Origin of the sequence: Lentzea sp. NPDC102401 (genome assembly GCF_044765805.1) — a bacterium.
GTDB lineage: Bacteria > Actinomycetota > Actinomycetes > Mycobacteriales > Pseudonocardiaceae > Lentzea > Lentzea sokolovensis.
Genome location: NZ_JBIWKS010000003.1, coordinates 88,842 through 115,094, shown reverse-complemented (window position 1 = coordinate 115,094; position 26,253 = coordinate 88,842). Strand labels below are relative to the sequence as shown.

Sequence of the window (26,253 nt, the reverse complement as noted above, 5' to 3'; positions counted from 1 at the left end):
AACGGGGTAGCTCAAGTGCTCCGCTACACCATTCGACGGCTGATTCAGCTGGTCGGCGTGGTGCTGGTGCTCTCGCTGCTGCTCTTCGCGTGGATGCGCCTCCTCCCAGGAGGGCCGGTTTCGGCCCTCCTGGGAGAGCGCGCTACGCCGGAGTCGCGCGCGGCCCTCACCAAGCAGCTCGGCCTCGATCAGCCGATCTTCGTGCAGTACTTCAAGTTCCTGGGTCGCGCCGCGACCGGTGACTTCGGCGTCTCCACCGGTGTTCAGCCCGGTGACTCGGCGCTCGACATCTTCGTCCAGCGGTTCCCGGCGACGATCGAGCTCAGTTTCTTCGCGATCGTGCTCGCGATCCTCGTCGGCGTCCCGCTCGGATACCTAGCCGCGAAGCGTCGCGGCGGCTGGTTCGACAACCTCAGCGTCATCGGCTCGCTCATCGGTGTCGCCGTGCCGGTGTTCTTCCTTGCCTACGTGCTCAAGGACGTGGCTTCGGCCGGCCTCGGCCTGCCCTCGTTCGGGCGGCAGGGTGAAGTCAACGCCACCCGCGTCACGGGTTTCTTCACCCTGGACGGCATCCTCACCGGCGAGTGGGACGCGACGTTCGACGCGCTGAAGCACCTGATCCTGCCGGCCATCGCGCTCGCCACGATCCCGTTCGCCGTGATCTTCCGGATCACCAGGGCCGCTGTGCTCGACGTGCTCGACGAGGACTTCGTGCGCACCGCCGAGTCGAAGGGCCTCACCGCCTCGGTGATCCGCCGCCGGCACGTGCTGCGCAACTCGATGCTGCCGGTCGTCACGACGATCGGTCTGCAGACCGGTGCGCTGCTCTCCGGCGCGGTTCTCACCGAGAAGGTGTTCGTGATCCCCGGCGTCGGCCAAGCCCTCGCCATCGGGTTCGAACGGCGTGACTACCCGGTGCTGCTGTTGCTGATCATCATGGCCACGATCGTCTACGTCGTGGTCAACCTGTTGGTCGACCTCTCGTACGCGCTCATCGACCCGCGCATCAGGACGAGGTGAGCGCAGTGGTACTCGGAGTCTCCAAGAAGGAAAAGATCGACAGCCTCGCCGACACCGCGGGCGTCTCGCTCGCGGCCAGTGCGTGGAAGCGGCTCAAGCGCAGCCCGGTGTTCCTCATCGGCGCGACGATCATCGGCATCTTCATCGTGGTGTCGCTGCTGTCGCCGTGGCTCGCGCCGCACAACCCTGCCGACCCGATGTTGATCGAGCAGGTCATCAAGGCACGCAACGAGATCCCGCCCGCGCAGCCGGGCCACCCCCTCGGTGGTGACCTGCAGGGCCGCGACTTCTTCTCGCGCCTGCTGGTCGGCTCGCAGCAGACGTTGATCGTCGGTGTCGGTGCGACGCTGATCGGCCTGACCGGCGGCCTGATCCTGGGCACGCTGGCGGGTGCGCTCGGAGGCTGGGTCGACTCGATCGTCATGCGCCTGGTCGACGTCATGCTGTCGCTGCCGTCGCTGCTGCTGGCGTTCTCGATCGCGGCGATGTTCGCACGGCCGAGTCAGTTCACCGTGATCCTGGCGGTCTCGATCGTGCAGATCCCGGTGTTCGCGCGCCTGCTCAGAGGATCGATGCTCGCACAACGGCACAGCGACCACGTGCTGGCAGCGACGGCACTGGGTGTGAAGAAGGGCGCGATCGTGTTCCGGCACATGTTGCCGAACTCGCTCAGCCCGGTGATCGTGCAGTCGACGCTCGTGCTGGCCACCGCGATCATCGAGGCAGCCGCGTTGTCGTTCCTCGGTCTCGGCAACCCGGACGACCGGATCCCGGAGTGGGGTCAGATGCTCGGCGACGTGCAGAACGTCTTCGACACGCATCCGCACCTCGCCGCGTGGCCCGCAGTCTGCATCATCATCGTCGCGCTCGGGTTCACGCTCATGGGCGAGACCCTGCGTGAAGCACTCGACCCGAAGAACAGGCGGTGAGTCGTCGTGGCACTGCTCGAAGTACGTGACCTCTCCGTCGTGTTCCAGCGCAAGGGCGAAGAGCCGTTCCGCGCGGTCGACGGCGTCAGCTTCGACGTCGAGCCCGGCCAGACGGTCGGGCTCGTCGGCGAGTCGGGCTGCGGCAAGTCCGTGACATCGTTGGCGATCATGGGTCTGCTGCCCAAGCGCGGCGCCCAGGTCACCGGCACCGTGACCTACGACGGCACGGACCTGCTGAAGCTGTCCGACCGGCAGATGCGCGACAAGCGCGGCAGCGAGCTCGGCATGGTCTTCCAGGACCCGCTGTCCTCGCTCAACCCCGTCGTCCCGATCGGCCTGCAGGTCACCGAGGTGCTCGAACGGCACCGCGGCATGCCTCGCAAGGAAGCCATGATCGAGGCGAAGAACCTGCTCGACAAGGTCGGCATCCCGGACCCGAACCGGCGGCTCAAGGAATACCCGCACCAGCTCTCCGGCGGTATGCGGCAGCGCGCACTCATCGCGATCGCGCTCGCGTGCCGGCCGAAGCTGCTGATCGCGGACGAGCCGACGACGGCGCTGGACGTGACCATCCAGGCCCAGATCCTGTCGCTGATGAAGGAACTGGTGCAGGACCTCGGCACCGCTTTGGTCATGATCACCCACGACCTGGGTGTCGTCGCCGGGCTGTGCGACGAGGTGAACGTGCTGTACGGCGGCAAGGTGGTCGAGAAGGCCATGCGGCACAAGCTCTTCGCCGAGCCGCGCCACCCGTACACGCACGGCCTGCTGGCCTCGATCCCTCGACTCGACGCCGCTCGTCACTCGAAGCTGACGCCGATCAGGGGTTCCGTCGCGGACAACATCCCGTGGGCGAGCGCCTGTGCGTTCGCGCCGAGGTGCCCGAACGCGCTGGACGTGTGCCGCACGGAGACGCCCCCGGAAGAGGACCAGCTGGGTCGCCTGCTCCGCTGCCACAACCCGGTGGTGCCGGGAACTCCCGCCGCCGAGGAGGTGCCGGTATGAGCGAGACCCTGGTTTCCGTCCAGGACATGAAGGTGCACTTCCCGATCAAGCGGGGCGTGTTCATGGACCGCACCGTCGGCTACGTCTACGCGGTCGACGGCGTCGACCTGGAGATCAAGCGCGGCGAGACGTACGGCCTCGTCGGCGAGTCCGGTTGCGGCAAGTCCACCCTCGGGCGGGCGATGCTGCGGCTGAACGAGCCGACCGAAGGCAAGATGATCTTCGACGGGCAGGACTTCTCCGCGCTCAAGGGCGAGGACCTGCGCAAGATGCGGCGCCGGATCCAGATGGTGTTCCAGGACCCGCTGTCCTCTTTGGACCCGCGCCAGTCGGTGGAGTCGATCCTCATCGAGGGCCTGCGGGCGCACGGCCTGGACAAGGGCAAGGAGTCGACCAACAAGCGGCTCCGCGAGCTGCTCACGGCCGTCGGCCTGCCGACCACGGCACTGCGCAAGTACCCGCACGAGTTCTCCGGCGGCCAGCGGCAGCGCATCGGCATCGCGCGGGCGCTGGCACTGGAGCCGGACCTGATCGTCGCCGACGAGCCGGTGTCCGCGCTGGACGTGTCGGTGCAGGCGCAGGTCGTGAACCTCATGGAGGAACTCCAGGAGCAGTTCGGCCTGACCTACCTGGTGATCGCGCACGACCTCGCCGTCGTGAAGCACATCTCCGACCGCGTGGGCGTGATGTACCTCGGTGGCCTGGTCGAGGAGGCCTCCTCGGAGGACCTCTACGCCGAGCCGCTGCACCCGTACACGCGGGCGCTGCTGTCGGCGATCCCGGTGCCCGACCCCGTGGTCGAGGACCGGCGTGAGCGGATCCTGCTCGCGGGCGACCTCCCGTCGCCGGCGAACCCGCCCAGCGGCTGCCGGTTCCACACCCGGTGCCCGTGGCGGCAGGCGACGAAGTGCGACACCGAACGTCCCGTGCTGCGTGAGCTCAGGCCGGGTCACAAGGTGGCGTGCCACTTCGCCGAGCAGATCCTGTCCGGCGAGATCCAGCCGCACGAGGTGAAGCCGATCCTGGTGGAGGAGGACGACGGCCTGTCGCCCGACGTCCCGCTCGTGGGACCGGCTTCGGTGACCGAAGCGCTGAACCCCTAGCTCGGACGGCACGCGGGGGCCCCGCGTTTCCTTCAGGGAAACGCGGGGCCCCCGCGTTTCCTGTGAACGGCGACTGGGACTTGAGGGGCGGGTGGTCCAGTCTTGGGATGGACAGTCGTGGCTCGATCCTTCTTCGCGCGGCGGAGATCGCGTCGGTCGACGGCCTTGAGGGCGTCACGATCGGGCGGCTCGCGGTCGAGCTCGGCATGAGCAAGAGCGGGGTCTTCTCGCACTTCGGCTCGAAGGAAGAACTGCAGATCTGCACCGTGCACACGGCGGCGGAGATCTTCGCGCACGAGGTCGTGATGCCGGGCGGTGCGCTGCTGGACCTGGCCGATCGCTGGCTCGACTACTCGAAGCGCCGCGTGTTCCCCGGCGGCTGCTTCTTCGTGGTGACCCGCTCGGAGTTCGCCGCCCGCCCCGGCCGCGTCCGCGACGCGCTGATGCTCTTCAACCTGCGCTGGATCTCACTGCTGGAACGGCTGTGCGGCGATGCCCAGATGGCGTTCGAGGTCGACGCCCTGATGGCGGCAGCGGACCGGTTCGCGGTGCTCTACGACGACGCTTCGGCGTACGAGAGAGTGCGGCTGGCGTTGCGCGCACGGATCGCCATGCCGACCGGGATGGAGATGAGCGTGGCCACGGCGAACGACAACAGCATCGCGAGCCACGCCTCCTCGACGAGCTGACCGCCGATGTACCCCACGGTGGCGGGGTAGAGGCTCCACAGCGCCGACCCGAGCGCCGCGATCGGCACGAACCGGCGCAACGGCCACCTCAGCGCCCCCGTCAGCAGCGCCCCGACGATGCCGCCGGCGGGCAGGAACCGCGCCGCGATGAGGATCGTCTCGCCCTTGGTCGCGAGCTGGTCGGCCGTCCACACGACCATGGCCCGCGCCCTGGAGTTCTTGTTGACCTTGTCGAGCGCCCGCATCCCCATCCGGCGCCCTGCGGTAAAGTTGATCAAGTCACTGACCAGGCAACCGGCCGCGGCGACGAGCACCACCAGGTACAGCGGCACCTCACCGGACGCGGCCAGGACACCGGCGCCGATGAGCACGGCCTCCGTCGGTGCCAGAGGCACGACGGCGACCAGGAACAGCACTACGAGGCTGGCTGCGGTGCTCATGATCGGTGAACGTACGTGACCCAGGTGAACAATCCCGACCTGGGTGTTTCTTCAGCGTGCCCACAGGAACCACACACAGCTCCGCCGAACGGCCCTGCCCGCTGTCCGAAAGGGCATGACTGGGCGTGACGGCCCGAGATTTCCCGGTCCGGGTCCCGGTCCGCTGCGGGGCATTCGTCGGACGTTCGTGACATCCCACTGCCGTGCCCTCGTGCCAGCGGGCCTGGTGTGATCCAGGCCATATGCGCCGACCGGTCACGTCGTGACTTCTGATGACCGCTCGGTTCCGCCGGTAGACCTCCGATCTGTCATGCGTTCATCCGGCGGTTCTGCCGTTGACCTGCTGGTTCGGCTGTAGTTAACGTCCGAACTCAATTGGAAAGCTTGTTTACCAATCCTTCGAGCCGCCGCCCTTCGCCCAGGAGGAACGAAGTGATCAAAAAGCACACCAGAGCTGGTGTCGCCATAGCCCTGTTCGCGTTGGTGATCCCCCAGATCGCCGCGTCGGGCACGGCCAACGCGGCTGATTCCCTGCTGTCCGCCAACAAACCCACCACCGTCTCGTCCGTCGAGGCCGAGACCTTCGGCGGCGCCAACGCCGTCGACGGGAACTCGACCACCCGGTGGGCGAGTCTCGAAGGCGTCGATCCGCAGTGGATCGCCGTCGACCTCGGTAGCGCCGCCACCGTCTCCAAGGTCAAGATCAACTGGGAGGCCGCGTACGCCTCCGAGTACAAGATCCAGACCTCGGCCGACGGCTCGTCCTGGACCACCAGCAAGACCCTCACCGGTCAGAACGGTGGCATCGACGAGACGACCCTGAGCGCATCCGGGCGCTACGTGCGGATCTACGGCACCAAGCGCGGCACGGCGTACGGCTACTCGATCTTCGACCTCGAGGTCTGGGGCAGCGGCTCGGGTGGCGACCCCACGCCACCGACCGCGCCCACCGGTCTCACCTCGACCGGCACCACGTCGAGCTCGGTCAGCCTGCAGTGGACGGCCGCGAGCGACAACATCGGTGTGACGGGCTACGACGTCCTGCGCAACGGCAGTGTCGTGGGCACCCCGACCGGCACCACGTTCACCGACACGGGCCTCGCGTCCGGTACGGCGTTCACCTACACCGTCAAGGCGCGTGACGCGGCCGGCAACCTCGGTCCCGCGAGCAACTCGGTGCAGGCGACGACCCTGCCGCCCGCACCCGGCGACACCATCACCGTCGTCGCCGCGGGTGACATCGCGTCGCTGACCAACACCGAGCACTACGAGACGGCGAAGCTGATCGACCAGATCAAGCCGAACCACGTCCTCACGGTCGGCGACAACCAGTACGACAGCGGCACGCTCACGGAGTTCAAGGCCCACTACGACAAGTCGTGGGGCAAGTTCAAGAGCATCACCCACCCCGCGACCGGCAACCACGAGTGGGAGGACAACCTCAACGGGTACAAGTCCTACTTCGGCGTCCAGGCCTTCCCGTCCGGAAAGCCGTACTACAGCTGGGATGCCGGCGACTTCCACTTCGTCTCGGTCGACTCCCAGAAGATGTACGACACGGGTGCCGACTCGACGCAGATCAGCTGGCTGAAGGCCGACCTCGCCGCGAACACCAAGGCGTGCGTCGTCGGCTACTGGCACCACCCGCGCTTCAACTCGGGTGAGTACGGCGACAAGTCCAAGATGGCGACGGTGTGGAACACCTTCGCCGACGCCAAGGCCGATCTGGTCCTCAGCGGTCACGACCACCACTACGAGCGGCTCAAGCCGCTGAACAAGAGCGGTGCGGTCGACGAGGCCAACGGCATGCGCTCCGCGATCATCGGCATCGGCGGCGACTACCTCTACTCCAACGTCAAGCCTCGTGCGGGCGTGGAGAAGTGGTTCGCGGACTCGCACGGCGTCGTGAAGTTCACCCTGTCCGGTCGCTCCTACTCGTGGGAGGTCATCGACACCGCGGGCAAGGTGCGCGACAAGGCCGGTCCTTACAACTGTCGTTAGTCGGAACTGGCTGTTGATCGGAGGCCGTCGTGTACATCGCAACCGCAAGACAAGCTCCGGCCACTGGTGGCACCGGCAGGATCGCGGGCAACGTGCTCGCGCTGGGCGCGGTGTCCCTGCTCACGGACGTCTCGTCCGAGATGGTCACCGCCATCCTGCCGCTGTACCTGGTGCTGGGGCTGGGGTTCTCCCCACTGCAGTTCGGTGTGCTCGACGGCATCTACACCGGTGTGACGGCACTGGTTCGCGTTGTCGGTGGTCACGCTGCGGACCGCTGGCAACGGCGCAAGTTCGTGGCCGGACTCGGGTACGGGATCTCGGCGCTGGGCAAGCTCGGCCTGCTCGCAGCCGGGACCTCGGCCACCGCGATGGGGCTCGTGCTGGCCGGGGACCGGACCGGCAAGGGCTTGCGCACGGCGCCGAGGGACGCGCTGATCACGTTGAGCAGCGAGCCTTCGGCGTTGGGACGCGCCTTCGGTGTCCACCGCGCGATGGACACCGTGGGCGCGTTCCTCGGCCCACTGCTGGCGTTCTGTCTCCTGTGGACGCTGCCGGCCCGCTACGACGTGGTGTTCGTGGTGAGCTTCTGCTTTGCGGCAGTGGGTTTTCTGATGCTGGTGCTGTTCGTGCGCGATCACCGGGACGTGCTGCCACGCGTCGCGGTGTCGCTGCGGTCGGCGTTCGGATTGCTGCGGTCCAGGCCGTTCCGGCGGGTCTGCCTGGTCGCGTGCGGGCTCGGGTTCCTGACGCTGGGCGACGGGTTCGTCTACCTGTTGCTGCAGAAGAAGCTGAACGTCGAGGTCGCCTACATCGCGTTGCTGCCCCTCGGCACGGCCGGCGTGTACCTGCTCGCCGCCGTGCCGCTGGGGTCCCTGGCCGATCGCGTGGGCCGGTGGAAGATCTTCCTGGTCGGGCACCTGGCGTTGCTCGGCGCGTACGTGTTGCTGGCTGGAACGTCCGGAATCGCTTTGCTGGTGGGCGTTCTGCTGCTGCACGGGCTCTTCTACGCGTGCACCGACGGCGTGCTGATGGCCGTCGCCGGGCCGATGATCCCCGACGAGCTGCGCACGTCCGGTCTGGCCCTGCTGCAGACCGGACAGGTGCTCGCCCGTGCCACCTCTTCCGTTCTCTTCGGTGCTCTTTGGACGTGGTTCGCTTGGTGAGGATCCTGATCGTCGTCGCCGCTGTGATCGCGCTGGGCGCGGGCGCCACCGCCTATGCCCTGCGCGCTCCGGACGCGGTGTCCGTCGCGGTGGAGGCCGGTCCGGTCGAACTGTCGTCCGGCCGGCTGATGTTCGTGGACGAGGTGAGCGGCAAGGTGGCGTCGGTGCCGTTGGCCGATCCGTCCGGCCCGCGGCGGGTGAGTTCGTTGTCCTGCAAGCGCTTCTTCACTTCCGGCGGGCAGGGTCTGTGTCTTGCGGACGCGTCAGGGCCGTTGCCCGGCTCGACCGCGGTGTTCGTCGACCGGGGGCTGTCCGAACGTCGCCGCGTGGAGGTGGACGGCGTCCCGAACCGCGCCAAGCTGTCGGCGGACGGGCGGATGGCGTCGTGGACGACGTTCGTCACCGGCGACTCGTACTCGCAGGCCGGCACGTTCTCCACCCGCACCGCGATCTTCGACCAGCAGACGGAGACCTACTCCAGCAACATCGAGGGCACGTCCGTCGCGGGCATGAAGACGACCAACGACATGAACTGGTGGGGCGTCACGTTCGCCCAGGACGACCGCACGTACTACGCGACGATGAGCACCGCAGGGAAGACCTACCTGGTCCAGGGCGACGCGGTGGACGAGTCGGCCAAGACGTTGCGGGAGAACGCCGAATGCCCGTCGCTCTCACCGGACGGCAAGCGCGTGGCGTTCAAGAAGCGCGTGCCCGGCGACGGCGCGCGACCGTGGCGCCAGCACGTGCTGGACCTGACCACGATGGTGGAGACACCGCTGGCCGAGACCCGTGGGATCGACGACCAGGTCGTGTGGCTCGACAACGACACCATCGCCTACGGCCTGCCGGGTGAGGGCATCTGGGCCGTGCAGGCGAACGGGGAGGGCGCGCCGCGGCAACTGGTGCCGCACGCATCCTCCCCGTCGCTCGCTATCGGTTAGCCCGGTTGATCGCCGACACGATCGCGCGGAACGACGCCGCGACCGTGGAGGAGTCGATGCCCACGCCCCACAGCACGCGGTCGCCCACGGCGCATTCGACGTAGGCGGCCGCGCGGGCGTCGTCACCGGCGGACAGCGCGTGCTCGGCGTAGTCCAGCACCCGCACGTCGTAGCCCACCGAGGCGAGCGCGTCGACGAAGGCCGCGATCGGGCCGTTGCCCGATCCGGTGATCTCCTGCTCGTCGCCGTCGATCAGCAGCGTCGCGGTGATCTCCTCGCGGCCGCTGCCGTCCGACGACGCCCTGTGCTTCAGCAGGTACAGCGGCACCCGGCCGTGCAGGTACTCGTCCGCGAAGGCGTCCCACATCTCCTTCGGGTTGATCTCGCCGCCCTGCGTGTCGGTGACCTCCTGGATCACCTTCGAGAACTCGATCTGCAGGCGCCGCGGCAGGTCCAGGTGGTGCTCCTGCTTCATCAGGTACGCCACGCCGCCCTTGCCGGACTGCGAGTTGACCCGGATGACGGCCTCGTAGTTGCGGCCGACGTCCTTCGGGTCGATCGGCAGGTACGGGACCTCCCACAGGAAGTCGTCGACGTGCTGACCGGCCTCCTTGGCGTCGGCCTCCAGGGCCTCGAAGCCCTTCTTGATCGCGTCCTGGTGGGAACCGGAGAACGCGGTGAAGACCAGGTCGCCGCCGTACGGGTGGCGCTCGGGCACCGGCAGCTGGTTGCAGTACTCGACGGTGCGCCGGACCTCGTCGATGTCGGAGAAGTCGATCTGCGGGTCGATGCCCTGGCTGAACATGTTCATGGCCAGCGTGACCAGGCAGACGTTGCCGGTGCGCTCACCGTTGCCGAACAGGCAGCCCTCGATGCGGTCCGCCCCGGCCAGGTAACCCAGCTCGGCGGCCGCGACACCCGTGCCGCGGTCGTTGTGCGGGTGCAGGCTCAGGATGATCGCCTCGCGGTTGTCGAGGTTCCGCGACATCCACTCGATCGAGTCGGCGTAGACGTTCGGCGTGGCCATCTCGACGGTCGCCGGCAGGTTGATGATCAGCGGCTTCTCCGGCGTGGGCTGGATGATCGCCTGAACGGCGTTGCAGACTTCCAGGGCGTAGGACAGCTCCGTGCCCGTGTAGGACTCGGGGGAGTACTCGTAGCGGAAGTCGGTCTCCGGGTAGTCCTGTTCCTGCTGCTTGGCGAACTTCGCGGCGTCGGTGGCGATCTTCTTGATGCCGTCGCGGTCCGAGCGGAAGACCACCCGGCGCTGCAGGATCGACGTCGAGTTGTAGAAGTGGACGATCGCCTTGTTCGCGCCCCTGAGCGACTCGAAGGTGCGCGCGATCAGCTCTTCGCGGCACTGGGTCAGCACCTGGATCGTGACGTCGTCCGGGACGGCGCCGTCCTCGATGATCTCCCGCACGAAGTCGAAGTCCGTCTGGGACGCGGCGGGGAAGCCGACCTCGATCTCCTTGAAGCCCATGCGGACCAGCAGGTCGAACATCTTCCGCTTGCGTGCGGGCGACATCGGGTCGATCAGGGCCTGGTTGCCGTCCCGCAGGTCCACCGCGCACCACAGCGGGGCCTTCTCGATCTTCTTCGTCGGCCAGGTGCGGTCCGGTACGTCGACGACCTCGACCAGTTCGCTGAACGGGCGGTAGCGGTGGAACGGCATCGAGGAGCCCAGCTGGCGGTTCCAGGACTGCTGGGTGTCCGGGGCCGGGCGAGAAGGCTTGCGGATTCGGCTGGTACCCGCGGTGTAGGCGTCAGCCGACTCGAACGCGGTGGTGGTGAAGGCCTCGTCTGAGGTCATGACTCTTGTGCTCCTGCGGGTCGTTTACGGGAACGACCGGCGGCAACGCTGAGGCCCGCGACGGGGGGCCGGTCTGATCAGACCCCGTCACGGCAGCGAAGCAGGAGGGAACGCCACACGTCGGACAGAGTAGCCATAGATGGGGGCGGGATGGAACTTCACGACCGGATCGTGGGATGTCCGGCTTCGCTGGGCCGTTCGCGTGCCGAGGAGGGGCCATCGGGTTGCAATTTGCCGACGTAGGTCAGTTTGCAAGTTTTGGCAGGCCCGTACCTGGGAAAAGTTCATGTATGTCCAGATTACGTACCACCAGTGGCCGCGGCACGGCTTCCCGCGTGATCAGCGGCATCGGCTTGCTCTTCGCCTTCATCGAAGTGCTGTACATCCTGATGATCGTGTTGGGCGCGAACCAGGCGAACGCGTTCTTCAAGTTCATCCAGTCCCTCGCCGAGCCTCTCGCTCTGTTCTTCCCAGGGCTCTTCAACACCGGCAACTACAACCTCGACGTCTTCCTGAACTACGGTCTCGCCGCCGTGTTCTGGCTGGTCGTGACCGGATTGCTCGCACGTGCGGTGTCGCGCTACTGAGTAGTAGATTCCGGCGGTATGCGGACGCGTGTGGTCGGTATCGCCGCCGGAGTTGTCAGTTGGGTCGGCCTCGCGCTGGCGGTCGTGCTCGTCTTCCACGTCGTGCTCACCGTCGGCGGGGCCAACCCGGACAACCCCATCACCAGTACGGTCAAGTCCCTGGCCGAGCCGTTGGCGCTCGCGTTCAGGGACCTCTTCTCGCCCGCGGACGCCAAGTTGCGAGTGATCGTCAACTTCGGGCTCGCCGCCCTGTTCTGGCTGGCCGTTCGAGCGATCGTCATTAAACTCGTGAGGCGCCTGAACTAGGTTCGAAGCATGGCGCGCGACGACTTCTGCAACAGCTGTGGCTCCCAGTACGCCGACACGGCCGCGTACCCGCGCAGGTGCGCCAGTTGTGGGCACATGGTGTGGGCCAATCCCTCGCCCGTTGTGGTGCTGCTCGTCCCGGTGAAGGACGGGCCGCGGACCGGGCTGCTCACCGTGCGGCGGGCGATTCCGCCGGTCGGGGAGCTGGCGTTCGTCAGCGGGTTCATGGATCGCGGTGAGTCCTGGCAGCAGAGTGCTGTGCGGGAACTCGAAGAGGAAGCGGGCGTGCGCATTCCGCCCGACGACCTGCGGCCGCTGCACTTCGTGTCCACGCCGGACGGCGGGACGGTGCTGATGTTCGCCACCGCGCCCGCGATCAACGCCGAGGACATGCCGCCGTTCGTGCCCAACGACGAGGCTTCCGAACGGGCGGTCATCTTCGAGTGCGTGCCGTTGGCGTTCCCGCTGCACAACGACGTCGCGACCAAGTACTTCTCAACTGAACTCTGATCGGCCCCAGGTGCCGGTGAAGACCGTTTCGGACAGCGGCAGGCGCTTGCGTTCGCGCTGTTCGCGGGCCTGAAGGTCCTCCGGGAGGTCGGCGAGCGAACCGGGTCGTCCGAGCGCCATGGCGACCAGCGGGCGGACGTCGCCGGGCATGCCGAACGCGGCGTGCGCGGCGTCTTTGTCGAAGCCGCCCATCATGTGCGAGATCAGGCCGAGCTCGACGGCCTGCAATGCCATGTTCTCCATGGCCAGGCCCAGGCCGAACTCGACGTTCGGGATGTCGCCGCGGTCGTCGGTCGTGAGCACGCAGCCGATCAGCAGGACCGACGCGCGGGGCGCCCAGGTCTTGTTGCCGCGCGTCAGGGTCTCGACGATCGCGTCGAACGTCGGGGTGCCCCGGTGGCCTGCCACGAAGCGGGCCGGCTGGCTGTTGCCGTGCGACGGGGCCCAGCGGCCCGCCTCCAGCACCGTGCGAAGTTCGGAGTCGGAAACCGTTGCGTCAGGGGAGAAGGCGCGAGGACTCCAGCGCTTCGAGATCAGCTCGTTCATCAGATCGCATACTGCCAAACGGCCAGGGAGTAGGCGCCGAACCACGCGCTGAACAGCGTCGCCACCCCCAGGACGATGAAGACCGTGGACGGACGGCGGCGCGCCAGGACCAGGGCCAGCGGGAGCAGCAGGGTGAACGCGGGGAGTAGCAGGCGGGCCTTCGAGTTCATCAGGCCGTTCGACCCGAGGTCCATGGCCAGCACGCCCAGTCCGTAGACGATCAGCGGCCACTCCAGGCGGCGCTGGAAGGCGTAGAAGACCAGGACGATCGCCAGCGCCAGCAGCCAGACCGTGCCGGTCTCGAGGATCGAGCGCGGGTTGCCGAGGTGGCCCCAGGCGAAGTCCCAGGTGGCCGCGCCACCGTCGAACTTCGAGCCCCAGCCGCGTTGCTGCACGCCGAACCAGCCCATGAGGTCGCCGGTGCGGACGGCCACCCAGCCCAGGTAGCCGAGCATGCCGAGAGGGGCCACGAAACCGCCGACCCATGCCCGCCAGTCCTTCCGGTCGGCGACCACCGCGACCAGAGCGGCCAGCCCGACCGCCACGATCAGCGCCGCCGCCGTCGGGCGGACCAGGCCCGCCGCCGCGCAGCAGACGCCGGCGAGGATCCAGCGCTTCTTGACCACGCCCACCAGGGCCCAGACGGCGAACGCGCAGAACGTCGCCTCGGAGTAGGTCATCGACAGGACGACGGCCATCGGGGACGCGGCGAAGAGCGTCACGAGGATCAGGCCCGTGCGGTTCGAACCCTCGCGGACCACCCGGCCGAGGACGAACAGGCCGTAGGCGCAGAAGAGGCCGCTGATCAGGCTGACCGCGAAGGCCGCGCCGATCACGTCCACGCCCGGCAGGCCGTCCACCCACCTGATCAACGCCGGATAGCCGGGGAAGAAAGCGAGCGGGGTCTCGGCGGTACGGCGGCCGAACGCGTCGTACGGGGGTGACGGGACGCCGTTGTAGCCGCCAGCCGCGATGCCGAGGAACCAGTCGCCGTCCCACGACTTGAGGTTGTCGACCGAGGTGTCGGCCTTGCCGGTGAGCTTGTTCTGGTACTCGACGACGAGCTGCAGCACGAACAGACCGACCTGGCGAACGATCAGGTAGATGAGCGCGGGAGCCGTCCAGAGCGCGGCCGGATGTCTGAGCGCATCGACCGTCCGCGAGCGCGCACTGCTCTCATGCACGGCTGCTGGGGCCTCCACGACATCGGCACTCGACGACACCCGGACAGAGTAGTCACGCGCATCACGGCTCCAGAGTCTCACCAGGTGGTCCGGGTAGGCTGCCTTCGACGTGGGGTTTTAGTCGCGCGAAGGAGGTCAGGTCGGTGGCGCTCGTCGTCCAGAAGTACGGCGGTTCATCGGTTGGAAGCGCCGAGCGGATCAAACGCGTGGCCGAGCGCATCGTCGCGACCAAGAAGGCGGGGAACGACGTCGCTGTCGTCGTGTCCGCCATGGGTGACACGACTGATGAGCTGCTCGATCTCGCCCGCCAGGTCTCGCCGGTGCCGCCCGCGCGTGAACTCGACATGCTTCTCACCTCGGGTGAGCGCATCTCGATGTCACTGCTCGCGATGGCGATCAACTCGCTCGGTGCCGAGGCGCGCTCCTACACGGGCTCGCAGGCCGGCGTGATCACGACGTCGGCGCACGGCAAAGCGCGGATCATCGACGTGACACCGAGCCGGATCCAGGACGCGATGGCCGAGGGGGCCATCGTGATCGTCGCCGGCTTCCAGGGCGTCTCCCAGGACTCGAAAGAGATCACCACGCTCGGCCGTGGCGGCAGCGACACCACCGCGGTGGCGCTCGCGGCCGCGACCAAAGCCGACGTGTGCGAGATCTACACCGACGTGGACGGCGTCTACACCGCCGACCCGCGCATCGTGCCGAACGCGAAGAAACTCGACACGATCACGTACGAGGAAATGCTCGAGATGGCCGCCTGCGGCGCCAAGGTGCTGATGCTCCGCTGCGTGGAGTACGCCCGGCGCTACAACGTCCCCGTGCACGTCCGCTCTTCGTTCAGCAACAAGACCGGAACCATCGTGTCCGGTTCAGTGGAGGACCTTCCCGTGGAACAGGCGATGATCACCGGCGTCGCGCACGACCGGTCCGAGGCCAAAATCACCGTGACGGCAGTTCCCGACCACCCCGGCATCGCGGCCAAGATCTTCCGCGTCGTGGCGCAGGCGGAGCTCGACATCGACATGGTCGTGCAGAACGTGTCGCAGGCCGCGTCCGGCCGCACCGACATCACGTTCACGCTGTCCAAGGACGACGGCCCGCGCGCGGTCGCGGCACTGGAGAAGGCCCGCGGCGAGATCGGGTTCGACCAGGTCCTCTACGACGAGCACGTCGGCAAGGTGTCGCTGATCGGCGCGGGCATGCGCTCGCACCCCGGCGTCACGGCGACGTTCTGCGAGGCGCTGGCCACGGCCGGCGTCAACATCGACATCATCTCCACCTCGGAGATCCGCATCTCGGTCATCTGCCGCGACACCCAGCTCGACGACGCCGTCCGTGCCCTGCACGACGCGTTCGACCTGGGCACCGACGAAGAGGCCGTCGTCTACGCAGGGACTGGACGATGACCGGGCCTGTACTCGCGCTGGTGGGCGCGACCGGTGCCGTGGGCACCGTGATGATCGACATCATGAACACCCGCTCCTCCGTGCCGTGGGGCGAGATCCGGTTGATCGCGTCGGCGCGGTCGGCGGGCAAGAAGATCAACGTGCGTGGCCAGGACCTCACGGTCATCGCGCTCTCGCCCGAGGCGTTCGACGGCGTCGACATCGCGATGTTCGACGTGCCGGACGAGGTCTCGGCCGAGTGGGCGCCGATCGCCGCCGAGCGCGGTGCCGTCGCGATCGACAACTCCGGCGCGTTCCGGATGGACGCCGACGTGCCGCTGGTCGTGCCTGAGGTGAACGCGGACAAGATCAACGATCGTCCGCGCGGCATCATCGCGAACCCGAACTGCACGACGCTGTCGATGATGGCGTCGCTCGGCGCACTGCACCGCGAGTTCGAGCTCAAGGAACTCGTCGTGGCCTCCTACCAGGCCGCTTCCGGTGCCGGCCAGTCCGGCATCGACCGCCTGTACGCCGAGATCGCGGCGCTGGCGGGCAAGGAGGCGGGCGTGTCGGCGGGTGACGTGGCCGAGGCGCTGTCCGCCGCCGGTCTGTCCGCGGAGGACTCGCCGTTCCCCGCGCCGCTGGTCCTGAACGTGGTGCCGTGGGCAGGTTCGCTCAAGGACGGCGGCTGGTCGTCCGAGGAGCTGAAGGTCCGCAACGAGGCTCGCAAGATCCTCGGCATCCCGGACCTGAAGGTCTCCGCGACCTGTGTCCGCGTCCCGGTCGTCACGACCCACTCGCTGTCCGTCCACGCGACGTTCGCCCGCGAGATCACGGTCGAGGCCGCGCACAAGATCTTCGAGTCGCAGCCGACGATCGTGCTGGTCGACGACCCGGCCGCGCAGAAGTTCCCGACGCCCGCGGACACCGTGGGCGAGGACCCGACGTACGTGGGCCGCGTGCGTCAGGCGCTTGACTTCCCGAACACGCTGGACTTCTTCGTGTGCGGTGACAACCTGCGCAAGGGTGCCGCGCTGAACACCTACGAGGTCGCGGAAGAGCTCGCGAAGCGCCTTTGACCGTCGCTCCCGTCGCCGTCGGGCCCGGTAGGGTCTGACGGCGATGGGGGAGATCGAGTGGATCAGGCCGCCCCGGCTCGCAGAGGTCGTGGCCGCCTATCAAGGTTTTGCTCTCGGCGCGGGTGTCCGAACAGGACTCGTCGGCCAGTTGGCGGCGTGTTCGGCGGAGGACCCGGCCGCGGCGCTGGCGCAGTGGGCGTCGGAGCCTGGCGTGCAGCCCGACCTGGTGTCCTGGCAGAGTGCCCGTGACCTGGTCAAGAACAGGTATCGCGGCAAGATCAGGTCGCAGGGGTCCGGCGCGTTGATTTGGGCGCTGCCCGCCGCCGTGCGACGGCTCGACGCCGATCGGATCCGTGAGCTGGTCGAGCTCACCCACGGCCCGGACTCCGCGGCCGCCGAGGTCGTGATCATGCTGGCAGAGCACCTCTTCACGCCATCGAAGCTCGAACCGCCGGACGCCGATGTCTTCACCGCCGCGGGTGCGCTGGCGCAGGCCGTTCGCGGTGAGGGGCGTGGTGTCGCGCGGGCCATCGCGGGTGCGCTGGAGGGCGGGCCCGAGCACGACGTCCGGCTCGTCGCCGAAGAGCTGTACCGGAGGTCGTGGTGAGGGCGTTGGCTCCCATGGAGCAACTCCTGCACGAGTACGAAGACGACGTGAACGGCTTCGGGCACAACGCCGCGCACGGTGAGTTGCTCATTCCCGGCGAAGTCCTGATGAGCGACCGCGAGGTCCTCGACGTCTACACCGACGAGTCGCGGCTGCCGGCCGGCGTCGAGCAGTGGATCCGGCTGCCGTTGCACACGGTGTTGAGCAGGCTCGTGGCGAGCAAGCCGAAGCTGCACTTCAACCCAGGTCTGCCGTTCGAGGCCGAGTTCGACTTCGTGGAACTGGCCGACGCCGCCGCGCAGCACATGCGGATCTGCGGCTGCGGGGAACGGCCGAACGCCACGCGGGAGGCCAGCCGCTGGGTCGACGCCGACGGGCGCCGGTTCTTCGTGGTGCCGCACAAGGACAGTTCGCGGTTGCGCGGGTGCCTCATCGGGGGCGCGATCGGGGACGCGCTCGGTGCCAACACCGAGAACCTGCCGATGGAGGTCGTCTACGAACGGCACGGGCCGGACGGCATCACGGACCTGCCCGAGAAGCCGGACATCACCGACGACACGCAGATGACGCTGTTCACGTTCGAGGCGATCATCCGGTCGCACGTGCGGCAGCGCATCACCGGCGAACGCGACATCACCGGCCTGACCCAGAACGCGTACCAGCGTTGGCTGCACACGCAGAAAACGCCGTGGGACAAGGCCTGCGGCGTTCATTCCACTGTGGACGAACCAGACGGCTGGCTGATCTCGCACAAGGAGCTCTTCCGGATGCGGGCGCCGGGACTCACGTGCACGAGCGCGTTGCAGGAGTACGCCCGCACCGGCGAGCAGGCCACGATCACCAAGCCCGTCAACGACTCCAAGGGCTGCGGCGGCGTCATGCGGGTCGCGCCGGTGGCTCTCGCCGACGACGATCCGATGGTCGTGTTCGCGCTGGCGGCGGCCAACGCGGCACTGACGCACGGCCACCCGAGCGGCTACCTGTCCGCGGGCGTGTTCGCCGTGCTGGTGCACCAACTGTTGCGCGGCAAGGACGTTGCGGACGCCCTGGACGTCGCCGTCGACTCGCTCGTCCGGCGCGAAGGCCACGAGGAGGTCGTCGCGGCCATCGAGCACGCCCTCGAACTCGCGGCCCTCGGCTCACCGAGCGTGGCGCGGGTCGAGGAACTGGGCCGCGGCGGCGTCGGCGACACGGCGCTCGCCATCGCGCTGTACTCGGTGCTGGTCACCGACGATCCGAACGACGCGTTGCTGCTCTCGGTGAACCACGGCGGAGACAACGACTCGACGGCGTCCATGTGCGGCAACCTCGCCGGCGCGTTGCACGGCGTCGAGAAGATCCGCCCGGACTGGGTCGAACGCGTGCAGTTCCGCGAGGTCGTCGACCGGATGGTGGCGGACTGGGAACTGGAGACCAGCCCCGCCGCGCCGGTGGGACAGGAGTGGTTCGTCCGGTATCCGCCGTCCTAGGGTGGGTCATGCTCGTTCTCGCGGTGGACCTCGGTACGACGGCGACCAAGGTCGTGGCGGTGGACGCGCAGGCTCGCGTCGTCGCGTCGACCGAACGCGCCTATCCCATGCGCACCAGCGGTCTCGAAGCCACGCACGACCCCAAGCAGGTGCTCGACGCCGCTCTCGACGCACTGCGTGAGCTGGCTTCGGAGGACGTTCGCGCGATCGCGTTGACCGGCGCGATGCACTCGATCATGGGCCTGGACTCGGACCTGACGCCGGTCACGGACGCGCTGAGCTGGGCCGACAACCGCGCGGTCGAGCAGACCGAACGCCTGCGGGGCACGGCCGAGGGACGTGAACTGCACCAGCAGACCGGTGCGCCGATCCACTCGTTCACGCCGCTGATGAAGCTCGCCTGGTTCCACGAGAACGGCGTCCGCGCCGCGAAGTGGTGCGAGATCAAGGACTTCGTGCACCTGCACCTGACCGGCGAGTTGCTCAACGAGCACTCGTCCGGCTCCGGCACGGGCCTGATGAACATCCACACCCTGCAGTGGCACGAGCCGTCGCTGGAGTTCGCCGGCGTCACCGCGGACCAGTTGCCGCCACTGGTCGAGCCCACCCACTCGACGCCTCTGACGGCCGAGATTCCCGGCCTGCGCAAGGGCATTCCGGTGATCGTCGGCGGTGGCGACGGGCCGTTGGGCAACCTCGGTGTCGGCGCGGCCACTCCGGGAGCCGGCGCGGTCTCGCTCGGCACCTCGGGTGCGCTCCGCGTGGCGCAGCAGGGACCCGGCGTCGACGAGGAAGGGCGCACCTTCAGCTACGCGATCGGCGAGGGCCTTTGGGTTCGTGGCGGCGCGATCAGCAACGGCGGCGTGGTCGCCCAGTGGGCGGCGGAGACGTTCAACGTCCCGGTCGGCGAGCTTCTTCAGCAGGCCGCCGACGTCGACTCCGACGGTCTCGTCGCGCTGCCGTATCTGCTGGGCGAGCGTGCGCCGTGGTGGGATCCGACGGCACACGCCGCGTTGCTCGGCCTCCGTCGCGAACACACCCCTGCGCAGATCACCAAGGCACTGGTCGAGGGTGTGTGCCAGCAGTTGGCGCTCGTGCTGGACGCCGTGCCGCGGGTCGACTCGCTGAGGATCACCGGCGGAGCGTTCCGCGCCCCGATCTGGGCCCAGACGCTGGCGAACACGCTCGGCATGCCGTTGCACCTCACCGAGGACAGCGGCGGTTCGGCCGTGGGCGCCGCCTTGCTGGCGTGGCGGGCGCTGAGCGAGATCGAGTCGCTGACCGTCGACCTCGTACAGCCGACGCAGACGATCACACCGGACGAAGACGCCATCGAGAGGTACGTGAACGCACGGCCGTTCGTCGTGAAGGCGTACCGGGCGCTGGAAGACCTGTACGGCGAATCACATCGTTAGCAAAGAAAACCTTTTGCCATCCGCGTGAGGATGGCGGTGTGGACCTCGCCCCCTTCAAGCACGTGCTGATGCTGCCCAGAGTCCGTCCGTTCGCACTGCTGATGTTCTTCGCGAGGATGCCTCCGGCGGCAACGGGCGTGATCCTGACGCTGCACGTCGCGGTCACGCTGGACCGGGGCTACGGCGCGGCGGGCCTGGTCGGGGCGGCGGGCACGATCGGCATGGGGCTGGGCGCCCCGCTGATGGGCAGGCTGATCGACGCGCGTGGCCTGCGGTCCATGTTGGCGGTGAGCGTCACGGCCTCGGCGGCGTTCTGGCTGACGGCGCCGCTGATGGGCTACTGGACGTTGCTCGTGACGTCGTTCTGCGTCGGGCTGCTCGGCGTGCCGATGATGTCGATCGGACGGCAGGTCATCACCGCGCTCGTGCCGGAGAGCCGGCGCCGGGTCGCGTTGTCGGTGGACTCGATCTCGGTCGAGCTGTCGTTCATGGGCGGGCCCGCGCTCGGCGTGTTCGTCGCGACGAAGTTCTCCACGAACGCCGCGCTGCTGTTCATCGGCGGCACGATCCTGGTCGCCGGAGTGCTCCTGTACTGGGCGAACCCGCCGATGGTGCACGAGGACGAGGTCGTCGACGGGCCGCAGCCGAAGATCCTCGAGTGGATGCGCGGACGGATCGTCGGCGTGCTGGTCGTGTGCGTCGGGGCGACGGTGTGCCTCGCGGGCATGGAGGTCTCGGCGATCGCGTCGCTGGAGCACATCGGCAAGCAGAGCTGGCTGGGCGCGGTGTTCTTCGCGATGTGCGCGGCGTCGATCGTGGGCGGTCTGGTCTACGGCGGCGTGAAGAGGGTGCCGAGTGTCCTGGTGTTGCTGGTGCTCATGGCCGCCCTGGAGATTCCGGTGGGTCTGGGCGACGGCAACGTGCTGCTGCTGTGCCTGCTCCTCGTGCCGATGAACCTCATGTGCGCGCCGTTGATCGCCGCGTCCGGTGAGCACATCAGCAAGCTTGCGCCGCCCACTGCCCGTGGCCTGGCACTCGGCCTGCAGGGGTCGGCGTTCACCGTGGGCAGCGCGATCGGCGCACCGGTCGCCGGCGTCGCGATCGACAGCAGGGGAGCTGCCGCGGGGTTCGCGATCGTCGGCGTGGTCGGGCTGCTGGTCGCGGGCGTCGCCTGGCTGCTCGCCCGGCAGAGCAAACCGGTTGCCACCGGGGTGACGATGTCCTCGTGAACCTCGCCCCGTTCAAGTCGGTCCTGGCGCTGCCGGGGGTTCGTCCCCTGATGCTGCTGATGTTGTTCGCCAGGATCCCCCCGACGGCGGCGGGCGTCACGGTGACGCTGCACGTCGTCACCACGCTCGACAAGGGCTACGCGGCGGCCGGCACGGTGGGCTTCGCGACCATGATCGGTCTCGGTCTCGGGTCGCCGTTGATGGGCAAGCTGGTCGACAGCTTGGGCTTGCGGTTCGTGCTGGCGCTCAGCGTGCTCGAAGGCGCCTTCTGGCTGTCGGCGCCGTTCATGGACTACTACGTGCTGCTCGTGCTGGCGTTCGCCAACGGGCTCGTCGCGGTGCCGGTGATGTCGATCGGACGGCAGGCGCTCACCGCGATCGTGCCCGAACCCCAGCGCAGGCCCGCGTTCTCGCTGGACTCGATCTCGGTAGAGCTGTCGTTCATGGTCGGGCCAGCGGCGGGCGTGCTGATCGCGACGAAGTTCTCGACCGGCACGGCGCTCGTCGTGATCGGCCTGGCGATCCTGACCGCGAGCGCGGTGCTGTTCGCCGTGAACCCGGTGCTGCTGCACGAGGACGACGCCGTCGAGGGCTCGCCTCCGAAGCTGCGGGAGTGGCTGCGCGGCCCGATGATCGCCGCGTTGATCATCCCGTTCGGCGCCACGATGGTGCTGTCCGGCATGGAGATCTCCGCGATCGCCTCACTGGAGCGCACGGGTCAGCAGAGCTGGCTCGGGCTGATCTTCTTCGTGATGTGCGCGGCATCGGCTCTCGGCGGGCTCTTCTACGGCACCCTCAAACGGGTGCCGACCGGTGTCGTGTTGCTGGCGTGCATGGCGTTGCTGGAGATACCGGTCGGCCTCGGCGACGGCAGCGTGTGGTTGCTGGCACTCGCTTTGATCCCGATGAACCTCGCGTGCGCGCCGACGATCACGGCCTCGTCCGAGCAGATCGCGAAGAGCGCCCCACCCACGGCGCGCGGGCTGGCTCTCGGGCTGCAGGGTTCCGCGTTCACGTTCGGCGTCGCCGCAGGTCAGCCGCTCGCCGGGCTTGCCGTGGACCACAGCGGGCCCCCGCTCGGCTTCGTCGTCGCCGGACTCGCCGGACTGGTGGTCGCCGGCGTCGGCTGGGCGTTGTCGAGGCAGCGTCAGGCGGTCTCGGCCACGTCCTGAGCGGAGTTGGCCAGCGCGAGACCGGTCCGCAGCGCGCCCACGGCCTCGGACACGGCCTCGCGGAAGATCCCGCCGACGCCGAGCACGTTCGCGAAGCCGTGGAACAGGCCCTCGTGCCTGCGCAGCACCACCGGCACGCCCTCGGCCGCCAGTCGTTCCGCGAAGGCCTCGCCCTCGTCGCGCAACGGGTCGTAGCCCGCGGTCGCGATGTAGGTCGGGGGCAGCTTCGACAGGTCCTCGGCCAGCATGATCGACAGACGCGGGTCGTGCCGGTCCTTGCCGCCCTCGGTGTACTGGTCGAGGAACCAGTCCATCTTCTCGTCGGTCAGGAAGAACCCGTTGCCGAAGATCTCGCGCGACCGGCGGCGCACCGACGCGTCCACGCCGGGGTAGAAGAGCAGCAGGAACGCCAGGTCGATCTCGGCGGCGTGCGCCGTCACCGCGGCGAGGTTGCCGCCCGCGCTGTCCCCGCCGAGTGCGATCCGCTTCGGGTCGATGCCCAGGTCCTCGGCCTTGGCGATCGCGTAGCGCAGCACCTCGGCGGCGTCGTCGGCCGCGGCCGGGAACGGGGCCTCCGGGGCGAGCCGGTAGTCGGCCGCGAGCACCCGGACACCGGCCTCCCTGGAGAGGAAGCGGCACAGGTTGTCGTGGCTGTCGAGGCTTCCGGTCACCCAGCCGCCACCGTGGTAGAAGATCAACAGCGGCGAGCCGTCCGCGAGGCCGTCCGGCGTGTAGAGGCGCCCGGCGAACTCCCCGATCGTGAGGTCGCGCGCACCCACCCCGGTGATCTTCGGGCCGGCCACGAGCTTCGAACTCAACTCCAGGTCCAGTCGGCTCTCGGATGCTGTCTTCGTGCGCCACTCCGTCCCGGTCACCTGCTGGAGCCTGAGCAGCAACTGCGCCTCGGGGTGCAGGTCCTGGCCGTCCAGGCGGATCGGGCTGCCGGCGATGAGGCGGCGCACAGGGCCGGGGAGACCGAAGGCGAAGCGCAGAGCACCGGCCATCACGGTCGCCTGGAAGTTCGACATGTGTTGCAGGTTACTCGCGAGTAGTGCTGGATCTCCAGGTATCTGGAGGTGGAAGGATCGTTGTCATGACGGTGACGGTGGTGGGCATCGGGGGCTCGATCAGGTCCGACTCGCAGTCCGAGCGGGCGCTGCGGGTGGCTCTGGAGGGCGCGCGCGAACTTGGTGCGCAGACGATCCAATACAGCGGCCCTGACCTGGTGCTTCCGTTCTACGACCCGTCGGTGCCGGATCGCACGGACATCGCCATGAAGATGGTCGAGGACCTGCGCAGGTGCGACGGCGTGATCGTCGTGTCGCCCGGCTACCACGGCACCGTGTCCGGCCTGGTCAAGAACGCCCTCGACTACATCGAGGACCTCCGCGACGACGAACGCCCGTACCTCGACGGTCGCGCGGTCGGCACCATCACCGCCGCGTACGGCTGGCAGGCCGCGGTGAACACGCTGGCAGCGGTGCGCTCGATCGTGCACGCGCTGCGCGGCTGGCCGACGCCGCTGGGTGCCGCGATCAACTCCGCGCAGGTCAAGTTCGACGGCGACGGTGCCTGCTCGGACGTCGACGTCGACCGGAATCTCCGGGTGATCGGCCGCCAGGTCGCCGAGTTCGCACTGCGGCAGGCGTCTCAACTCGACGTGAACTGAGTCACGACGGGGCATTTAAGTCGTGCGCGATGCGTTCTCCCTGAGTGAAAGGCATTGGTCACTGACTCAAGGGAGAGCGGAATGGAAGCGCTGTACACGGCTGAGGCGACTGCTTACGGCGAAGGCCGCAACGGCGAGGTTCGCTCGTCCGACGGTGTGATCGACGAGGTCCTGTCGGTCCCCAAGGAGATGGGCGGTCCCGGCGGCGACGCGACCAACCCGGAGCAGCTGTTCGCGGCCGGTTACTCGGCTTGCTTCAACTCCGCTATCGCAGCCGTCGCGCGCGCCGGGAAGATTCAGGTCGCTTCTTCCGAGGTAACCGCCAAGGTGGGGATCGGCTCCAACGGCGCCGGCGGCTTCCAGTTGGCCGTCGAGCTCGCGGTGAAGATCCCCGGACTCGACCAGGCGGTCGCGGAGAAGCTCGTCGAGCAGGCCCACCAGGTCTGCCCGTACTCCAACGCGACGCGCGGCAACATCGAGGTGGCGCTCACCGTCACCGTCTAGGAGGCGCGTTTCACCATGGCCAAGAACCCGATCACCAGCCCACTGGCTGACGCCGACCGCGACGCGGTGGGCAAGATCCTGCAGGCGACACTCGTGGACCTCGTCGACCTGTCCCTGATCGGGAAGCAGGCGCACTGGAACGTGATCGGCAAGAACTTCCGCAGCGTCCACCTTCAGCTCGACGAACTGGTCGTCCTGGCGCGCAACGCCGCCGACCAGGTAGCCGAGCGGGCGGCCGCTCTCGGCGTCACGCCGAACGGCACGGCGAAGACCATCGCCGCGTCGTCCGGCGTGCCCGAGATCGCGTCCGGCTGGCTGAAGGAGGACCAGGTCGTCGAGTCGATCACGACTTCACTGGCGTCGCTGATCTCCCGCATGCGTGCCCGCATCGACGAGACCGACAAGCCCGACCTCGTCACCCAGGACCTGCTGATCGGCATCACGCAGGAACTGGAGCAGGCGCACTGGATGTGGCAGGCCCAGTCGGCCTGACGGCTCAGAGCATCAGCTGACGGATGGCCCGTTCCTCGATGGAACGGGCCTCGTCCACTTTGTCGGCCAGGTCGTCGTAGTCGCCACCGTTCGCGATCTCCGACCAGAGCCTCCCGGACTCACGAAACTCCTGTGCACCAGGCAGTCCGGCTTCGTCGAGGAACTCGGCGTAGAGCGGCCGCGTCGCTCCGGGCGCGGTGTACTCGACCTCCAGGCAGTTGTGCAACCGCTGCTTCACGAACCCGGGGTCGTCTGCCCAGCGCTGGGCCCAGCCCTTCTTCCCCTTGTCGCGCAACTGCTCCGCGAGCTTGCGCATGCCGGAGAAGCCGAAGTTCACGTCGAAGTTGTTGCCCAGCACCGGCCCGGTGAGGTGCTCGCACGTCATCCGGACGGCCGCGGCGACGTCCGGCGCGCCCGTCCGTTCCCCGATGCTGATCATCTCGTGCCTGCCCTGACCCCAGCTCGTCATGAACTCGGCGAGCGGCTGCACACTGGTCCCGTAGTTGTGCACGGTGACCGTGTCGCCGTCAGTTCCGAGCACCCCGACCGGGTGCTTCTCCTTGCCCAGCAAGCAGATCACCGGCCCGTCGGCATCGCGGAGCTGCTTCTCGGCCTTGCGCGCCGAGGTCGTGCTGGTGACGTCGTGCGCGATGTCGGCGTGCGCGAGCGCGGTCGGGATGAACGGCGCGGGGTGGTGCCGCGCGACGATCGTCATGGTCGGCGTGTGGCCCTTGTACTCGAACACGAAGTACATGAACCCGATGCCGCCGGCGAGCCCAGCGAGCATCGCCTCGGACCACTCGTCGTCGAGCATCTCCCGCAGCAGCCAGGAGTCGTGCATCTGCCCGGTGGGCCGCGCGTCCTTCAGCACGTGCCTGCGGGCGGTGGTGTACGACTCACCGGTGCGCTCCATCCGGGCGCGGACCAGGCGTTTGAACGACTTCTGCTCGGTCATGGCGTGCCTTTCGCGGACGCGCTGAAGCCGT

25 protein-coding genes and 2 pseudogenes are annotated in these 26,253 nt (G+C 68.2%); 21 read left to right on the top strand and 6 right to left on the bottom strand.

Annotation, left to right across the window (positions count from 1 at the left end; all coding sequences use genetic code 11):
* The first annotated feature begins 15 nt into the window (after nucleotides 1–15).
* From ACIRG5_RS11105 to ACIRG5_RS11085, 5 genes are all read left to right on the top strand, one after another.
* Nucleotides 16–1,020 (top strand): ABC transporter permease, encoded by a 1,005-nt coding sequence (locus ACIRG5_RS11105; protein WP_402903420.1) that lies wholly within the window; start codon nucleotides 16–18, stop codon nucleotides 1,018–1,020.
* Between the two features lie 5 nt (nucleotides 1,021–1,025).
* Nucleotides 1,026–1,949, top strand: a complete 924-nt coding sequence (locus ACIRG5_RS11100; RefSeq protein ID WP_402904889.1) for an ABC transporter permease — start codon at nucleotides 1,026–1,028, stop codon at nucleotides 1,947–1,949.
* Nucleotides 1,950–1,955: 6 nt separating this feature from the next.
* Nucleotides 1,956–2,954 (top strand): ABC transporter ATP-binding protein, encoded by a 999-nt coding sequence (locus ACIRG5_RS11095; RefSeq protein ID WP_402903418.1) that lies wholly within the window; start codon nucleotides 1,956–1,958, stop codon nucleotides 2,952–2,954.
* On the top strand, nucleotides 2,951–4,057 hold the full coding sequence (locus ACIRG5_RS11090) for an ABC transporter ATP-binding protein (RefSeq protein ID WP_402903415.1): 1,107 nt from the start codon (nucleotides 2,951–2,953) through the stop codon (nucleotides 4,055–4,057). Before ACIRG5_RS11095 ends, ACIRG5_RS11090 begins: the two co-directional genes overlap by 4 nt.
* A 107-nt stretch (nucleotides 4,058–4,164) precedes the next feature.
* On the top strand, nucleotides 4,165–4,746 hold the full coding sequence (locus ACIRG5_RS11085; RefSeq protein WP_402903412.1) for a TetR/AcrR family transcriptional regulator: 582 nt from the start codon (nucleotides 4,165–4,167) through the stop codon (nucleotides 4,744–4,746).
* A gap of 20 nt (nucleotides 4,747–4,766) precedes the next feature.
* Here ACIRG5_RS11085 and ACIRG5_RS11080 read toward each other — a convergent pair.
* Nucleotides 4,767–5,186 (bottom strand): annotated as a pseudogene (locus tag ACIRG5_RS11080) (DedA family protein); the annotation flags it as partial.
* A gap of 432 nt (nucleotides 5,187–5,618) precedes the next feature.
* Here ACIRG5_RS11080 and ACIRG5_RS11075 point away from each other — a divergent pair.
* The 3 genes and pseudogenes from ACIRG5_RS11075 (at nucleotide 5,619) to ACIRG5_RS11065 (ending at nucleotide 9,294) form a co-directional block, all read left to right on the top strand.
* The gene (locus tag ACIRG5_RS11075) at nucleotides 5,619–7,187 is read left to right on the top strand and encodes a discoidin domain-containing protein (protein ID WP_402903409.1); all 1,569 of its coding nucleotides are present in this window, start codon (nucleotides 5,619–5,621) and stop codon (nucleotides 7,185–7,187) included.
* Between the two features lie 29 nt (nucleotides 7,188–7,216).
* Nucleotides 7,217–8,421: pseudogene (locus ACIRG5_RS11070) on the top strand (MFS transporter); the annotation flags it as partial.
* A gap of 6 nt (nucleotides 8,422–8,427) precedes the next feature.
* Entirely contained in the window at nucleotides 8,428–9,294 is an 867-nt protein-coding gene (locus tag ACIRG5_RS11065) for a hypothetical protein (protein WP_402904887.1), read from the top strand.
* Here the strand turns inward: ACIRG5_RS11065 and leuA are convergent.
* Nucleotides 9,284–11,107 carry a 2-isopropylmalate synthase gene (gene leuA, locus ACIRG5_RS11060; RefSeq protein WP_402903406.1) on the bottom strand — a complete coding sequence of 608 codons (1,824 nt, stop codon included), beginning with the start codon at nucleotides 11,105–11,107 and terminating at the stop codon, nucleotides 9,284–9,286. The genes ACIRG5_RS11065 and leuA overlap by 11 nt on opposite strands.
* A 290-nt stretch (nucleotides 11,108–11,397) precedes the next feature.
* Between leuA and ACIRG5_RS11055 the strand changes: the two genes are divergently transcribed.
* Genes ACIRG5_RS11055 through ACIRG5_RS11045 form a run of 3 tightly spaced genes read left to right on the top strand, consistent with a single transcriptional unit; the run spans nucleotide 11,398 to nucleotide 12,510 of the window.
* A complete protein-coding gene (locus ACIRG5_RS11055; RefSeq protein ID WP_319976094.1) occupies nucleotides 11,398–11,694 on the top strand; it encodes a hypothetical protein in 297 nt (98 codons plus the stop codon).
* Between the two features lie 18 nt (nucleotides 11,695–11,712).
* Complete coding sequence (locus ACIRG5_RS11050; protein WP_319976093.1) at nucleotides 11,713–12,000, top strand: hypothetical protein; 288 nt, start codon at nucleotides 11,713–11,715, stop codon at nucleotides 11,998–12,000.
* 9 nt (nucleotides 12,001–12,009) lie between these two features.
* On the top strand, nucleotides 12,010–12,510 hold the full coding sequence (locus tag ACIRG5_RS11045; RefSeq protein ID WP_402903401.1) for an NUDIX domain-containing protein: 501 nt from the start codon (nucleotides 12,010–12,012) through the stop codon (nucleotides 12,508–12,510).
* Here the strand turns inward: ACIRG5_RS11045 and ACIRG5_RS11040 are convergent.
* Together ACIRG5_RS11040 and ACIRG5_RS11035 are read right to left on the bottom strand one after the other, a co-directional pair.
* Complete coding sequence (locus ACIRG5_RS11040; RefSeq protein WP_402903398.1) at nucleotides 12,496–13,056, bottom strand: nitroreductase family protein; 561 nt, start codon at nucleotides 13,054–13,056, stop codon at nucleotides 12,496–12,498. The two genes, ACIRG5_RS11045 and ACIRG5_RS11040, sit on opposite strands and share 15 nt — an antisense overlap.
* On the bottom strand, nucleotides 13,056–14,279 hold the full coding sequence (locus ACIRG5_RS11035; protein ID WP_402903395.1) for a hypothetical protein: 1,224 nt from the start codon (nucleotides 14,277–14,279) through the stop codon (nucleotides 13,056–13,058). The genes ACIRG5_RS11040 and ACIRG5_RS11035 overlap by 1 nt, the downstream gene beginning before the upstream one ends.
* 104 nt (nucleotides 14,280–14,383) lie before the next feature.
* Between ACIRG5_RS11035 and ACIRG5_RS11030 the strand changes: the two genes are divergently transcribed.
* Genes ACIRG5_RS11030 through ACIRG5_RS11000 form a run of 7 tightly spaced genes read left to right on the top strand, consistent with a single transcriptional unit; the run spans nucleotide 14,384 to nucleotide 22,602 of the window.
* Complete coding sequence (locus tag ACIRG5_RS11030; RefSeq protein ID WP_191302409.1) at nucleotides 14,384–15,649, top strand: aspartate kinase; 1,266 nt, start codon at nucleotides 14,384–14,386, stop codon at nucleotides 15,647–15,649.
* Nucleotides 15,646–16,710 carry an aspartate-semialdehyde dehydrogenase gene (locus ACIRG5_RS11025; protein ID WP_402903392.1) on the top strand — a complete coding sequence of 355 codons (1,065 nt, stop codon included), beginning with the start codon at nucleotides 15,646–15,648 and terminating at the stop codon, nucleotides 16,708–16,710. The genes ACIRG5_RS11030 and ACIRG5_RS11025 overlap by 4 nt, the downstream gene beginning before the upstream one ends.
* A 43-nt stretch (nucleotides 16,711–16,753) precedes the next feature.
* A complete protein-coding gene (locus ACIRG5_RS11020) occupies nucleotides 16,754–17,317 on the top strand; it encodes a hypothetical protein (RefSeq protein WP_402903389.1) in 564 nt (187 codons plus the stop codon).
* 14 nt (nucleotides 17,318–17,331) lie between these two features.
* A complete protein-coding gene (locus tag ACIRG5_RS11015) occupies nucleotides 17,332–18,786 on the top strand; it encodes an ADP-ribosylglycohydrolase family protein (protein WP_402904885.1) in 1,455 nt (484 codons plus the stop codon).
* An 8-nt stretch (nucleotides 18,787–18,794) separates the two neighbouring features.
* Entirely contained in the window at nucleotides 18,795–20,201 is a 1,407-nt protein-coding gene (locus tag ACIRG5_RS11010; RefSeq protein ID WP_402903386.1) for a gluconokinase, read from the top strand.
* Between the two features lie 38 nt (nucleotides 20,202–20,239).
* On the top strand, nucleotides 20,240–21,430 hold the full coding sequence (locus ACIRG5_RS11005; protein ID WP_402903383.1) for an MFS transporter: 1,191 nt from the start codon (nucleotides 20,240–20,242) through the stop codon (nucleotides 21,428–21,430).
* Nucleotides 21,427–22,602, top strand: a complete 1,176-nt coding sequence (locus tag ACIRG5_RS11000; RefSeq protein ID WP_402903380.1) for an MFS transporter — start codon at nucleotides 21,427–21,429, stop codon at nucleotides 22,600–22,602. The genes ACIRG5_RS11005 and ACIRG5_RS11000 overlap by 4 nt, the downstream gene beginning before the upstream one ends.
* On the opposite strand, the gene ACIRG5_RS10995 is transcribed toward ACIRG5_RS11000, so the two are convergent.
* Entirely contained in the window at nucleotides 22,578–23,630 is a 1,053-nt protein-coding gene (locus tag ACIRG5_RS10995) for an alpha/beta hydrolase (RefSeq protein WP_402903377.1), read from the bottom strand. The genes ACIRG5_RS11000 and ACIRG5_RS10995 overlap by 25 nt on opposite strands.
* A gap of 65 nt (nucleotides 23,631–23,695) precedes the next feature.
* Here ACIRG5_RS10995 and ACIRG5_RS10990 point away from each other — a divergent pair, with 65 nt between their 5' ends.
* The 3 genes from ACIRG5_RS10990 to ACIRG5_RS10980 all read left to right on the top strand — a co-directional run bounded on the left by ACIRG5_RS10990 (nucleotide 23,696) and on the right by ACIRG5_RS10980 (nucleotide 25,267).
* On the top strand, nucleotides 23,696–24,271 hold the full coding sequence (locus ACIRG5_RS10990; RefSeq protein ID WP_402903374.1) for an NADPH-dependent FMN reductase: 576 nt from the start codon (nucleotides 23,696–23,698) through the stop codon (nucleotides 24,269–24,271).
* Nucleotides 24,272–24,352: 81 nt separating this feature from the next.
* Nucleotides 24,353–24,775, top strand: a complete 423-nt coding sequence (locus tag ACIRG5_RS10985; protein ID WP_065915251.1) for an organic hydroperoxide resistance protein — start codon at nucleotides 24,353–24,355, stop codon at nucleotides 24,773–24,775.
* 15 nt (nucleotides 24,776–24,790) lie between these two features.
* On the top strand, nucleotides 24,791–25,267 hold the full coding sequence (locus tag ACIRG5_RS10980; protein ID WP_402903370.1) for a Dps family protein: 477 nt from the start codon (nucleotides 24,791–24,793) through the stop codon (nucleotides 25,265–25,267).
* A 4-nt stretch (nucleotides 25,268–25,271) separates the two neighbouring features.
* Here ACIRG5_RS10980 and ACIRG5_RS10975 read toward each other — a convergent pair whose 3' ends face one another.
* Nucleotides 25,272–26,222, bottom strand: coding sequence for a DUF4872 domain-containing protein (locus ACIRG5_RS10975; RefSeq protein ID WP_402903368.1), 951 nt, complete (start codon nucleotides 26,220–26,222; stop codon nucleotides 25,272–25,274).
* Between the last annotated feature and the right edge of the window lie 31 nt (nucleotides 26,223–26,253).

Bases quoted from the DNA above. Each gene is read 5' to 3' on its own strand.
- ACIRG5_RS11090 (WP_402903415.1), top strand. From the start codon at position 2,951: ATGAGCGAGACCCTGGTTTCCGTCCAGGACATGAAGGTGCACTTCCCG.
- ACIRG5_RS11085 (WP_402903412.1), top strand. From the start codon at position 4,165: ATGGACAGTCGTGGCTCGATCCTTCTTCGCGCGGCGGAGATCGCGTCG.
- leuA (WP_402903406.1), bottom strand. From the start codon at position 11,107: ATGACCTCAGACGAGGCCTTCACCACCACCGCGTTCGAGTCGGCTGAC.
- ACIRG5_RS11055 (WP_319976094.1), top strand. From the start codon at position 11,398: ATGTCCAGATTACGTACCACCAGTGGCCGCGGCACGGCTTCCCGCGTG.
- ACIRG5_RS11050 (WP_319976093.1), top strand. From the start codon at position 11,713: ATGCGGACGCGTGTGGTCGGTATCGCCGCCGGAGTTGTCAGTTGGGTC.
- ACIRG5_RS11045 (WP_402903401.1), top strand. From the start codon at position 12,010: ATGGCGCGCGACGACTTCTGCAACAGCTGTGGCTCCCAGTACGCCGAC.
- ACIRG5_RS11040 (WP_402903398.1), bottom strand. From the start codon at position 13,056: ATGAACGAGCTGATCTCGAAGCGCTGGAGTCCTCGCGCCTTCTCCCCT.
- ACIRG5_RS11025 (WP_402903392.1), top strand. From the start codon at position 15,646: ATGACCGGGCCTGTACTCGCGCTGGTGGGCGCGACCGGTGCCGTGGGC.
- ACIRG5_RS11020 (WP_402903389.1), top strand. From the start codon at position 16,754: ATGGGGGAGATCGAGTGGATCAGGCCGCCCCGGCTCGCAGAGGTCGTG.
- ACIRG5_RS11015 (WP_402904885.1), top strand. From the start codon at position 17,332: ATGGAGCAACTCCTGCACGAGTACGAAGACGACGTGAACGGCTTCGGG.
- ACIRG5_RS11010 (WP_402903386.1), top strand. From the start codon at position 18,795: ATGCTCGTTCTCGCGGTGGACCTCGGTACGACGGCGACCAAGGTCGTG.
- ACIRG5_RS10995 (WP_402903377.1), bottom strand. From the start codon at position 23,630: ATGTCGAACTTCCAGGCGACCGTGATGGCCGGTGCTCTGCGCTTCGCC.
- ACIRG5_RS10990 (WP_402903374.1), top strand. From the start codon at position 23,696: ATGACGGTGACGGTGGTGGGCATCGGGGGCTCGATCAGGTCCGACTCG.
- ACIRG5_RS10985 (WP_065915251.1), top strand. From the start codon at position 24,353: ATGGAAGCGCTGTACACGGCTGAGGCGACTGCTTACGGCGAAGGCCGC.
- ACIRG5_RS10980 (WP_402903370.1), top strand. From the start codon at position 24,791: ATGGCCAAGAACCCGATCACCAGCCCACTGGCTGACGCCGACCGCGAC.
- ACIRG5_RS10975 (WP_402903368.1), bottom strand. From the start codon at position 26,222: ATGACCGAGCAGAAGTCGTTCAAACGCCTGGTCCGCGCCCGGATGGAG.